This window comes from Microbacterium sp. H6 (assembly GCF_003314775.1).
In the GTDB taxonomy this organism is placed as follows: Bacteria; Actinomycetota; Actinomycetes; order Actinomycetales; family Microbacteriaceae; genus Microbacterium; species Microbacterium oxydans.
Genome location: NZ_QOAY01000278.1, coordinates 1,780 through 4,896, shown reverse-complemented (window position 1 = coordinate 4,896; position 3,117 = coordinate 1,780). Strand labels below are relative to the sequence as shown.

3 protein-coding genes are annotated in these 3,117 nt (G+C 70.8%); 2 read left to right on the top strand and 1 reads right to left on the bottom strand.

Annotation, left to right across the window (positions count from 1 at the left end; all coding sequences use genetic code 11):
* The coding region (locus tag DSP71_RS24265) for an MFS transporter (protein WP_258546534.1) at positions 1-660 on the top strand (660 nt) is incomplete at its 5' end.
* A gap of 28 nt (positions 661-688) precedes the next feature.
* Positions 689-2,509, top strand: a complete 1,821-nt coding sequence (locus DSP71_RS18115; protein WP_179516339.1) for an aldehyde dehydrogenase family protein — start codon at positions 689-691, stop codon at positions 2,507-2,509.
* 3 nt (positions 2,510-2,512) lie between these two features.
* On the opposite strand, the gene DSP71_RS24260 is transcribed toward DSP71_RS18115, so the two are convergent.
* On the bottom strand, positions 2,513-3,117 hold a 605-nt coding region (locus DSP71_RS24260), incomplete at its 5' end, for an alpha/beta fold hydrolase (RefSeq protein ID WP_258546533.1).

Genomic DNA, 3,117 nt, shown 5'->3' with positions numbered 1-3,117 from the left:
CAGCCCTTCCGCGCGCTGCTGGGCACCTTCGTCCTGCAGGCCCTCGCGACCGGGACGATGCTCGCCGGCGCGCAGTACGTCGCCACGTGGGTGCTGCGCTCGGAGGATGCGGTGACGTTCGTGTTCGTCGCGCTCGTGGGCCCGGCGCTGCTCGCGACCCCGGGGTGGACGGTCATCGCCCGACGCGTGGGCAAGGAGCGGGCCTTCGCGATGGCCAGCGCGCTGTTCACGGCTGCTGCCGCATCGCTCGTCGTGGCCGTGTGGTCGCCCGGCCTCTGGATCTACGCCTCGGTCGCCGTCGCCGGCATCGCGTACGCGGGGCTGCAGTCGCTGCCGATGGCGATGCTTCCCGATGTGATCTCGCACGACGAGCGTACGAGCGGGGCAGGGCAGGCCGGCACGTTCACCGGCATCTGGACCGCCGGGGAGACGGTGGGGTTCGCCCTGGGCGCGACGGCGGTGTCCCTGACCCTTGCAGCGACCGGCTACGTCTCGACCGTCGCCGGCACCACCGTCGAGCAACCGGCGGCCGCGGTGACGGGCATCGTCCTCAGCTTCAGCATCCTGCCCGCCGTGTTGATGGCCGGCAGCCTGGTGACGCTCCGCCGCTACCGACTGCGCCGCGCGGACATCGATGCCCTCGAGACCTCCGACGCCTAAGCTGGGATCCCGTCCGAAGGAGACGTCGATGACTTCTGCGAGCACAACCGCCACCTCCCCAGCGGCCGCCGCTGCCACGTCGAAGGGTGCGCCGAAGGGTGCGCCGAAGAACGAAGCGCCGGGGCTGGGCGAAGGCGAACGGGAGCGGCTCGACACCGCTGTCGACGCCCTCCAGGTCGGAGCGCGCACGTGGTCGGCGCTCACGGTCGCCCAGCGGGTGACGCTGCTGCGGGCGGTTCGGACGAGCGTGGCCTCGACGGCGGAGGACTGGGCGAACACGGCCGCGTCCTCGAAGGGCCTGGACGCGCGCCATCCCCTCCGCGGCGAGGAGTGGCTGAGCGGTCCCTACAGTGTGCTCGGCGCTCTCGACGCCTACATCGAGACGCTCTCCCGCCTCGCGAACGGCGCCAACCCCCTCGACGGGATCTCCATCGATCGCGCACCGGGCGGACGCACCCGCGTACACGCCTTCCCCCTCACCGGCATCGACAGGTTCCTACTGTCCGGATTCACGGGCGAGGTCTGGCTGGAACCGGGGATCACCCCGGGAGCGGCACGCGCATCAGCCGGCCTCGCGCAGCGCACGCCCACCGAGTCGGGCGGCGTCGGCCTCGTGCTCGGCGCGGGGAACGTGACCTCGATCCCGGTGCTCGATGTGCTCTACGAACTGCTCGCCCACAACCGCACGGCACTGCTCAAGGTGAACCCCACGCAGGACGCGCTGGTGCCCGTGTACAAGCGCGCGCTCGCGCCCCTCATCGAGCCCGGCTTCCTGCGCATCGTCCGCGGCGGGCCCGCCACCGGCTCGTATCTCACCGGTCATCCAGGCCTCGTGCACGTGCACATCACCGGCTCGGCGGCGACGTTCGACACCATCGTCTGGGGCCCGTCGAAGGGTGACGGCGCATCCGCGACGAAGCGACGTCGACGCGAGAACCGTCCACTGCTGAAGAAGCCGATCACGGCAGAGCTGGGCGGCGTCTCGCCGATCATCGTGGTGCCTGGCGCGTGGACCGACGCCGACCTCACCTACCAGGCCGAGCACATCGTGACGATGCGCCTGCAGAACTGCGGTCACAACTGCATCGCGGGCCAGGTCGTGATCATGTCGTCCGACTGGGACCGGGCCGACGCCTTCCGCGCAGCCCTGCGACGTGCGTATGCGAACGCCCCCGAGCGCCCGATCTGGTACCCGGGATCACCCTCGCGGATGGAGCTCGCGACCGACGCCTACCCCGATGCCCTCGTGCTCGGCGACAGACTGCTCGTCGAGATCGATGCCGACGACGATCCGACCGCCCTGGAGAACACCGAGTACTTCGCACCGGTGCTGGGCGTCGTCACCGTGCCCGGCACGGGCCAGGAGTTCCTCGACGCCGCTGTCGCCCACGCGAACGACAGACTGCAGGGGACCCTCGGCGCGAACCTGCTGATCGACCCCGCGACCGAGAAGTCGCTCGGCACCGGCTTCGAACGGGCCATCGCCGCGCTCCACTACGGCTCCATCGCGATCAACGGCTGGACCGCATTCGGGTTCATCACCCCTACCCTCACCTGGGGCGCGTTCCCCGGCGGCACGATCGACGACGTCGGGAGCGGCATCGGCGTCGTGCACAACGCCCTCTTGCTCGACGGGGTCGAGCGCTCCGTGCTGCGTGGCCCCTTCCGCCCGTTCCCGCGGTCGCTCCCGATCGCGAACGGGGGCGGACGCCTCACCATCCTGCCGAAGCCGCCGTGGTTCGTCTCCTCGCGGACCGGCGCCGCAGTGAGCGAAGGGCTGACCCGCTATCGGGTGGACGGCCGCATCAGCGGACTCGTGAAGACCCTGACGAAGGCGCTGCGGGCCTGACGGTCAGCGCTCCGCGCGGGCGAATCGGTCCGTCGCCGCCCGGAGCGCCTTCTGCGTGCCGGGTTCCGTGGCCGCGTGGCCGGCGTCGTCGACCACGCGGAACTCCGCCTCCGGCCAGGCACGGTGCAGATCCCACGCGGTCATCATCGGCGTCGCGACATCGTGGCGCCCCTGCACGATCACCGTCGGGATGTGCCGGATGGCGTCGACTCCGGCGATCAACTGGCCCTCTTCCCACCAGCCCCGGTGGACGAAGAAGTGGTTCTCGATGCGGGCGAATGCCGTGGCCTTGTCGGGATCGGCCATCGCCTCGATCTGCGCCTCGTTCGGCGTCAGGGTGACGGTCGCCGCTTCCCAGGTGGACCAGGCGATCGCCGCCGGGACGTGCACAGCGGGGTCGGGATCGAACAGTCGGCGGTGGTAGGCCTCGATCATGTGCGAGCGCTCCAGCACCGGGATGGGCTCGATGAACTGCTCCCAGAGATCGGGGAAGAGCGCCGCTGCTCCGCCCTCGTAGAACCACTCGAGCTCGACGCGACGCAGCGTGAAGATGCCCCGGAGCACCAGCTCGGTCACGGCTTCGGGGTGCGCCTGCGCGTAGGCGAGGG